The 7,426-nt window shown below is 41.2% G+C and carries 8 protein-coding genes and 1 pseudogene; 3 read left to right on the top strand and 6 right to left on the bottom strand.

Annotation, left to right across the window (positions count from 1 at the left end; all coding sequences use genetic code 11):
• Window positions 1-198: pseudogene (locus WBM49_RS07555) on the top strand (hypothetical protein); the annotation flags it as partial.
• A 148-nt stretch (window positions 199-346) separates the two neighbouring features.
• Window positions 347-1,273, top strand: a complete 927-nt coding sequence (locus tag WBM49_RS07550) for a nuclear transport factor 2 family protein (RefSeq protein ID WP_424371450.1) — start codon at window positions 347-349, stop codon at window positions 1,271-1,273.
• 95 nt (window positions 1,274-1,368) lie between these two features.
• On the opposite strand, the gene WBM49_RS07545 is transcribed toward WBM49_RS07550, so the two are convergent.
• Entirely contained in the window at window positions 1,369-2,352 is a 984-nt protein-coding gene (locus WBM49_RS07545; protein ID WP_424371449.1) for an endonuclease, read from the bottom strand.
• A 74-nt stretch (window positions 2,353-2,426) separates the two neighbouring features.
• Here WBM49_RS07545 and hflX point away from each other — a divergent pair, with 74 nt between their 5' ends.
• Window positions 2,427-3,638 carry a GTPase HflX gene (hflX, locus tag WBM49_RS07540; protein ID WP_424371448.1) on the top strand — a complete coding sequence of 404 codons (1,212 nt, stop codon included), beginning with the start codon at window positions 2,427-2,429 and terminating at the stop codon, window positions 3,636-3,638.
• Window positions 3,639-3,924: 286 nt separating this feature from the next.
• Here the strand turns inward: hflX and WBM49_RS07535 are convergent, their stop codons facing one another.
• The 5 genes from WBM49_RS07535 to WBM49_RS07515 form a co-directional block, all read right to left on the bottom strand.
• Window positions 3,925-4,851 carry a DUF3078 domain-containing protein gene (locus WBM49_RS07535; protein ID WP_424371447.1) on the bottom strand — a complete coding sequence of 309 codons (927 nt, stop codon included), beginning with the start codon at window positions 4,849-4,851 and terminating at the stop codon, window positions 3,925-3,927.
• A gap of 60 nt (window positions 4,852-4,911) precedes the next feature.
• Window positions 4,912-5,418 carry a DUF2480 family protein gene (locus WBM49_RS07530; RefSeq protein ID WP_424371446.1) on the bottom strand — a complete coding sequence of 169 codons (507 nt, stop codon included), beginning with the start codon at window positions 5,416-5,418 and terminating at the stop codon, window positions 4,912-4,914.
• A 20-nt stretch (window positions 5,419-5,438) separates the two neighbouring features.
• Window positions 5,439-5,765, bottom strand: a complete 327-nt coding sequence (locus tag WBM49_RS07525) for a DUF59 domain-containing protein (RefSeq protein ID WP_424371445.1) — start codon at window positions 5,763-5,765, stop codon at window positions 5,439-5,441.
• Window positions 5,766-5,772: 7 nt separating this feature from the next.
• On the bottom strand, window positions 5,773-6,195 hold the full coding sequence (locus tag WBM49_RS07520) for a SufE family protein (RefSeq protein WP_424371444.1): 423 nt from the start codon (window positions 6,193-6,195) through the stop codon (window positions 5,773-5,775).
• Between the two features lie 94 nt (window positions 6,196-6,289).
• Window positions 6,290-7,426: cysteine desulfurase (locus tag WBM49_RS07515; protein ID WP_424371443.1), on the bottom strand; the 1,137-nt coding region annotated here is incomplete at its 5' end.

Raw genomic sequence — 7,426 nt, 5'->3', positions numbered from 1 at the left:
AGTTCGCGAAGGAATTCAAAAGTAAAAGATGGACTGGAAACTGCCTTAAGAACCGATCAAAATGGAGAGGTCAGTTTCACAATAAGCAATAAAGGAAGCTGGTACATTGCGACCATCCATATGCTTGAAAGTATTGAAGAGAGCATAGATTATGAATCAAACTGGGCGACATTAACTTTTGAGGTAAACGCCCCGTAACAATGTATAACAGCAATTAGAGCGGACCAATGGTTAAGAGTATGATCAATTCCTACAGAACAATCGAACAAACTGGAAAACAATAATAACTTCAAAACCGTAACTGACGGTTATACGGTGCCGTTATCAGCAATAAAATCAAAAGTAAATGCCTAAACTCTCATCTATCCATATTATTTCATTCTTGACACTGCCATTTTTGATTTTCAGTTGTCAATTCAGTCAGGAACAAACAGCGGTAAATCAACAAACGGAGGTCAAAGTAGACTCAATCCAAAATCAACAGAATCAAGAAATAGTGCAATTCGTCGAAAAGCTTCTTTTTGCGGCAGGAAATAAAAATGTCGATGCTATGAAAGAATTGATTTACGATGAAGCCATTGTAGGGAACACATCTCTAAATGATGATATTTGGATGACCAAGCTATGGACAGCTGATGAAATTTATGATTTATACAGTGACGATCAATCCATGCCATATTTAGAGATCGTTGATGATTATGAGATCATTGTAACCGAGCGCATGGCACTTGTAAAGGCTGATGCCATTATCAACAAGTTTGGAGTGCCTGGAAAACGTGAAATAAACCATATAACTCTGATAAAATCAGATAATCAATGGAAACTTTTTAGCATTGCCTGGTCAGTTCACGAGCAACCAAAAGAAAAATTAAAATTTGACTTAAAAATTTTCGCACAAGGTTATGCGCAGGTCTGGGGTAGTCAAAGACCTGAGTTTGTCGCGATGTTTTTTGAGGATGACGGAACATTGCAGGTAAACGACGGAGAACCCGCTACTGGGAGAAATGAAATTTCCAAGGTTGCACAAAGTTTCATGACCAAATTTCCAGATATGAAGGTAAGTTGTGACAGTTTAGTACATAAAACTAATGGAATTGAATTTCATTGGACACTAACTGGGACCGATGCAAATCCTAACGGAAAAGGACATAAAGTGAAAGTTAGTGGATATGAGCTTTGGACAATGAGCGAGAAAAAATTGATTAAAGATTCAAAAGGCATCTTCTCGTCAGAAGAATTCAACCGTCAACTTGAATTTGGAATAGACAATTAAATACTGCTGCGTACAATGGCTATACCTAATTGCTTGTTCTCGCCTACTTCTGAATCCCGATAGCTATCGGGACTTGCAGAATTTCCAACTTGGCATTAAATGATTGACGATGCTAATTCTAATTGGATATAGACCGGAAAATGATCACTGTAACCTCCTAAGTATTTCCTGCCTACATAGGTCCGGAAAGGATTCCCCTTGTATCTCCCCTTCCATTCCTGCAAAAAACGATCATCAAATATATTGGCATGTGCAAAACTATGGGTTCCTTCTTCTTTGTTAAAGAAGGTTTTTGAAAATAGGATCTGATCAAAAAGGGACCAACGTTGTTTGTAATTGGCACTACCCCTTTGCGCCGTGATAAGTACCTCCATTGGGTTGTATAGGGGTTTGCCGTTTACGAGGGTTTGTATACTCGTATCAGTGGGGCCATCATTAAAATCGCCCATGATCAGATAATTAGGAGTTGCTACCTTCTCCTCTATTTGGGCCATCCATGTATGAATGGTCTTTGCCGCCTTAATTCTTTTATAAGCCGTCTCCGTCTCTCCATCTCTGCGAGATGGCCAATGGTTTACAAAAACATGTACCTCTTCCCCATTGAGCAGGCCGTGCACGTAGAGGATATCTCTGGTGGCATCCCGTACGCCGTCTAAATTGTTGACCAAAAGAGGAATTTTGTTAGATGAAAGCAGCTTAAAGTGTTGCTGATTATAGAGCAGTGCCGTATCTATCCCACGTTCATCCGGGGAATCGTAGTGCACATAGTCATATCCAATATCCTTCAATACCCGGGCTGTTATCAGATCTGCGATCACCTGTTTGTTTTCCAGTTCTGCAAGGCCTATCAAAACAGGGGGTCTCCCACTTTCTTTCACCCCCAAATGGGAAAGGGTTCTCGATAGTTTATTTATTTTTCTTCGATAGCGTTTGGGCGTCCATTTTTTAAATCCCTTGGGCGTAAAATCATCATCGAGTTTTGTAGGATCGTCTCTGGTGTCGAACAAATTCTCCAGATTGTAAAAGGCGATGGTATAAAAATTGGTGATGCGTTTCTTTTTAAAGAAAGAGAATGCCATGGCTATTAAATATGATCCCTAAAATACAAAATCACTTAGCAGGTATTGCGTAGCTTTGCACTATATTACACGGTATGCTAGAGAAACAAACCATAGATCACGAAAAGACAGTTCTCATTGGGGTTATCACCAAGGAACAAAATGAAGAAAAGGTAACGGAATATCTGGATGAGCTAGAATTTCTAACATATACGGCCGGTGGCGAAGTAAAAAAGCGTTTTGTACAGCGGATAGATCTTCCCAATCCCAAAACCTATATAGGCAGCGGGAAAATAGAGGAAGTTGAGGCCTTTGTTAAAGAACACGAAATTGGTTCCGTGATCTTCGATGATGAACTTAGCCCTGTTCAGCAGCGGAACATTGAAAAACAACTGAGGTGTAAGATCCTGGATAGAACCGGACTTATCCTGGATATTTTTGCCCAACGGGCCCAAACGAGCTATGCAAGGACCCAGGTAGAACTGGCCCAATACGAATATCTCCTGCCACGACTAACCGGCCTTTGGACGCACTTAGAAAGGCAACGCGGTGGAATTGGAATGAGAGGACCCGGGGAAACAGAAATAGAAACAGACAGACGAATTGTAAGAGACCGGATATCCCTGCTCAAAAAGAAGCTAACCAAGATAGACCGCCAAATGGAAACCCAGCGTGGTAACCGTGGTTCCCTGGTAAGGGTAGCCTTGGTGGGGTACACCAATGTAGGGAAATCTACTCTTATGAACGTAATTAGCAAGAGCAATGTTTTTGCCGAAAACAAACTCTTTGCCACCCTGGACACCACGGTGCGTAAAGTAGTTATTGGGAACCTCCCATTTTTATTGAGTGATACAGTAGGTTTTATTCGTAAACTTCCCACCCAATTGGTAGAGAGTTTTAAAAGCACCCTCGATGAGGTAAGAGAGGCAGATCTTCTCTTACATGTGGTAGACATCTCGCATCCCAATTTTGAAGAACACATTGCTTCTGTAAACAAGATATTAAGTGAGATAGGCTCCGCAAACAAAGAAACCATTATGGTCTTCAATAAAATAGACCTCTATGAACCTGAGGTAATAGAGGAAGACGATCTTGCCACGGAAAGAACGAGCAGGCACATGAGCCTCGAAGAATGGGAAAATACCTGGATGCATCGTATGGGGGGTAATGCTTTATTTATTTCTGCCCTGAACAAAGAGAATTTGGAAGCCTTTAAAATACAGGTCTATAAGACGGTTCGCAATATCCATGTTACCAGATTCCCATATAACAACTTTTTATACCCGGAAAATCTGGATGAATATTAACTTGACTATTTAAAAATTAGGTAGTTCATCGAAGAAATATACACTTCATATTTTTCACAACAAGAACCCCATAGTTGACAACATAGTTTTGGCTTGCGGAACTTCCCGTCATACATTTACAGTGTAGTTAAGTGTACGTGTTTATCCCCAAATCTTACCTGAACTTACTACTTTAGTGTTCATTTCCCCAAATCAACACTATAAGAATTAAGATCTTATTAGAAGACCTGCTAACAAAAAAACCCTGATCGTATTGATCAGGGTTTTTTTATTCCTTTAGTCCGCATTAAAGTTTATAAGAGAGTCCTAAGGTCCAGTAGGTCTGCAGATCATTATCCACATTATCAAAGGTTGCCCCGGTATTTCCCAGCGTATTTATTGCGTAATTAAGTGCTTCTTGTTTGTTGTTTCGGAGTCCCACTTCAAAACCAACCCCTATCATCTTCCATAAGGTATAGGAAAAAGAGTTGGTCCATGTCCAGTTATTTAGGTCGCCGCTTTCATAACTCTGAAAGAGAGATAAATTACTCTTGAAGTTAATACTACCTATATTCTTGGTATAATCTGCCAGTATCTTTGCACCCAGGGAAGAGTTAAAAATGGTGTCTTCACTGCTAAAAACAAAGTTGTAGTTCAAAGGATGGATTACCACTACAAGATCATCGCAGGGAGTCCACGTACCTCCAACCCCTATATCTAGGTATCCGGGATCATTAAAATTGTTCAAAATAGTAGTTCGGTATTCTCCCAGGGTAGAAATTGCAAATTTATCACTAAGCTTTCTACCGTATAATGAGGAGATATTAAAGACATCTGTAGATTCTCTAAAACCTGAGTCGTCCGTAGGATCATCCTTGTCATCTAGCTTAACCCAACTTAGATTGATATTTCCCGAATTGCGCCAAAAGAATTTTTCTTCTTTTAAATTGGCAAAGGCGTTTACCGTGATCCCAATGTTCCCGGAGGAGTTGTTTGGCAATCCCTGAGCATACCAGTTATTAAAATTTGCCAGGTTTGTGCCAATAACCCCAAAAGCGCCTATCTTCCAACCAGGAAGGGCATCTAATTGAGCCTGTATAGCATTAACTCTCCCCTGAATAGCCGCGATGGAATCTTTCTTCGCATTTTGAGTGGCCTTAAGTTCTTCCTCTGTTTGCGCAATTAACATTGTGGTACTAAGCAGCAGGCCGGCAATAAATAGAATTTTTTTCATTGTAGTAGTGTATTTTAATGAGCGGCAAGATACAAAAAATTGAAAGTTTAGGAGTATTTGTCACTTCTTCTTGTACAGAGGCACCGATGAACACGCTTCCCCGTACATAATACTTTTAGCAACTCCCTGCAATTTTTGAGTAGCCCATATATAGGCATTCTCGGGAACCGGTTTGTGGGAACATCCTTTGATAATTACCGACTTACCCTCAAAAGAAGATATATTGAGTGTCTCTAGCACCGCGCTGTACAGAACAGTTTCCAGCAATACCCTATCGCCTAACACTATTTGTTTGGCATAAGGCTGCAGTTTTGTGGTGATAAGCATAAATGCCCAGGCCGGAACAATGGCATCTGTGGAGCAATGAAGAGCTACATAGGCGTCCTGGTATTGTTCCCAAGAATGATCAGCAACATACATCCTAAAGTCTTTCTCCTTCAGAACAATACCTTCGTACAACCAGTCTTTTATATCGAGGATTATCCGTTGGCCTTCAGGATAGTAATCCTCAAGGTCAAAAGTGATAAGCGCGCTTGAGGCAACTCTATTTACGATTTCTTCCTGCATACCAGTTAGGGTGATGGTTTCTAAAGAAGCCCTAATTCTAATTTGGCCTCTTCACTCATCAGGTCCTGATTCCAGGGCGGATCAAAGGTGATCTCCACCTCGGCATCTTTGACCATGTTGAGCGACTTTACCTTCTCTTCCACTTCTACGGGGAGCGTTTCTGCTACCGGACAATTGGGAGAGGTTAAGGTCATTAGTATCTTTACTTCATTGTCTTCATTGACAAAGACGTCATAGATCAGTCCTAGTTCATAAATATCTACCGGGATCTCGGGATCGTAAATGGTCTTAAGTACCTTAACGATCTTCTCGCCTAATTCCTGGGTATCAATAACGGTCTCACTCATTTGCTGACTAATTTAACTGTGTTTGATATGCTACCGCATATAGTTTTAATTGCTTTATCATACTAACCAGACCATTGGCCCTGGTAGGAGATAAATGCTCCTTTAATCCTATTTCATCTATAAAGTCTGTACCCGCATCTATAATGTCCTGTGGTTTTTGATGACTAAACGTTCTTATAAGAATGGCGATGATTCCCTTGGTGATGATCGCATCGCTATCCGCGGTAAAAACAAGGTTTTCACCTTCTAGTTCAGCATGCACCCAAACCTTGCTCTGGCACCCTTTTATGATATTGTCTTCGGTCTTGTATTCCTCTTTGACCAATGGCAAAGACTTTCCTAGCTCTATCATATATTCATAGCGCTGCATCCAATCCTCGAACATGGAGAATTCTTCTACGATCTCCTGTTGTATTTCCTGTATTTTCATTCTCTCTCCTTTGTCGTAAAAATACGATAAGTATTACTGTCATTCAATAGTGCTGCCCTTGTTTGCAAACCACATGGATTGCGAGATAAAAATTCTATTGCAGCATTTCTTTGGCCTTTATAACCGCTTCAATAAAACGATCTATCTCCTCCGTGGTATTATAAAAACTAAAGCTGGCTCGTATGGTCCCTGGAATCTTATAGTAGTCCATAACAGGTTGAGCGCAGTGATGCCCGGTACGCACTGCAATCCCCATCTTGTCCAGGAGTGTTCCCATATCATACGGATGTATGCCCTGAATATTAAAGGAGATCACCGCTGTTTTATGCGCAGCTGTCCCATAGATCTTAACGCCTTCTATTGTCTGAAGTTTTGCGGTAGCATAGGTTAACAGTTCATGCTCATATTCCTCAATGGCTTCCAGGCCAATGGTGTTTAAATAATCCAGGGCGGCGCCAAAGGCTATCCCTCCACAAATATTAGGAGTGCCGGCTTCAAATTTATACGGAAGATCTGCATAGGTGGTCTTTTTAAAAGTAACCTCGGCAATCATCTCCCCTCCCCCCTGATAAGGCGGCAATTTAGCCAGCCATTCTTCTTTTCCATATAACATCCCTATTCCCGTAGGACCACATAATTTGTGGGCAGAAGCTGTATAGAAGTCAACATCTAATTGCTGAACATCGACCTTAATATGCGGGGAAGACTGCGCTCCATCTATAAGCACGGCTGCCCCAACTTTATGTGCAAGCTCTATTAGTTCACCTATCGGATTAATCGTTCCCAGGGCATTGGACACATGATTGCAGACTACTAATTTGGTGTTATTGGAGAGCATATTCCTGTAGCTGTCCATGGACAGTTCTCCTTCCTTATTCATAGGAATTACTCGTAAGCTTGCCCCGGTTCGCTCACACAGCATTTGCCAGGGTACAATATTGGAATGATGTTCCATGGCCGAGACCAACACCTCATCTCCCTTTTTTATAAATGCCGTAAATCCATTGGCCACCAGGTTAATACTATGGGTGGTCCCGGATGTAAAAATGATCTCGTGTTTTTTAGCGGCATTAAAGAAATGCTGAATTTTAATTCTGGCTCCTTCATAGGCCTCCGTAGCTTCCTGTGCCAGGGCATGCACACCCCTATGGATATTGGCATTGTAATTACTGTAATAATCTACGATAGTATCTATGACTTGTTTTGGCGTTTGAGAAGTAGCCGCATTGTC

It is taken from the genome of Muriicola sp. (genome assembly GCF_049669965.1).
Taxonomy (GTDB): domain Bacteria; phylum Bacteroidota; class Bacteroidia; order Flavobacteriales; family Flavobacteriaceae; genus Muriicola.
The sequence above is the reverse complement of the archived record's forward strand: the minus strand, read 5'-3'. Positions and strand labels throughout refer to the sequence as shown.

Bases quoted from the DNA above. Each gene is read 5' to 3' on its own strand.
- WBM49_RS07545 (WP_424371449.1), bottom strand. From the start codon at position 2,352: ATGGCATTCTCTTTCTTTAAAAAGAAACGCATCACCAATTTTTATACC.
- hflX (WP_424371448.1), top strand. From the start codon at position 2,427: ATGCTAGAGAAACAAACCATAGATCACGAAAAGACAGTTCTCATTGGG.
- WBM49_RS07520 (WP_424371444.1), bottom strand. From the start codon at position 6,195: ATGAAAATACAGGAAATACAACAGGAGATCGTAGAAGAATTCTCCATG.
- WBM49_RS07530 (WP_424371446.1), bottom strand. From the start codon at position 5,418: ATGCAGGAAGAAATCGTAAATAGAGTTGCCTCAAGCGCGCTTATCACT.
- WBM49_RS07535 (WP_424371447.1), bottom strand. From the start codon at position 4,851: ATGAAAAAAATTCTATTTATTGCCGGCCTGCTGCTTAGTACCACAATG.
- WBM49_RS07525 (WP_424371445.1), bottom strand. From the start codon at position 5,765: ATGAGTGAGACCGTTATTGATACCCAGGAATTAGGCGAGAAGATCGTT.
- WBM49_RS07550 (WP_424371450.1), top strand. From the start codon at position 347: ATGCCTAAACTCTCATCTATCCATATTATTTCATTCTTGACACTGCCA.